Source organism: Parvibacter caecicola, from assembly GCF_003725335.1.
In the GTDB taxonomy this organism is placed as follows: domain Bacteria; phylum Actinomycetota; class Coriobacteriia; order Coriobacteriales; family Eggerthellaceae; genus Parvibacter; species Parvibacter caecicola.
Genome location: NZ_QIBY01000057.1, coordinates 1 through 548 on the forward strand (window position 1 = coordinate 1; position 548 = coordinate 548).

1 protein-coding gene is annotated in these 548 nt (G+C 69.3%); it reads left to right on the top strand.

Annotation, left to right across the window (positions count from 1 at the left end):
* Positions 1 to 548, top strand: a 548-nt coding sequence (locus tag DMP11_RS10355; RefSeq protein ID WP_235869453.1) for a hypothetical protein, incomplete at both ends; no start/stop codon positions are given.

The window sequence follows — 548 nt, forward strand, 5'->3', positions numbered from 1 at the left end:
TCGCGACGTGTCCGTGCTGGCCAATGCCGCTACGCTCATTGCGGTGGGCCTTGTGGCCACGTTCAGGCCGCCGCTTCTGCGCATGCGAGCGCTCACGGCGGGTTGCCTCGTGCTGCTTGCGGTGGGCTCGGCACTGCTGCCGGCAGGGCTGTACGCCGGCAGCGCGGTGGCGCTTACCGCCGCAGCTTGCGCGCTGTCCATCGGGCGTGGATGGGCCATCGTGATGGTGGGTGCGGCAGCCTCGCGCTTGGAGGTGCGCCAGGCGGGAGCTTGCATTGCGTTGGCGTTCGTCGCGGAATACGCGGTGACGGCCCTGGTGTGGGTGATTCCGGCGGGGGCGGGCACGGTGCTGTTCGCGCTGCTGCCCTTCGCCACGGTGGCCCTGGTGTGGCGCTTGGCGCAGCCCGTGCTTCAAGCTACGGAGTGTGGCGAGGCGCCGGCCGATTTCTCCGTCACCCAGCCCTCCACGTTTCTGCCGCTGGCCAGCCAATTGTTCGTGTGCCTGTTCCTGTTCCGCGTGGCGTTCGGCTACTCGTTGCGCTTCGGCG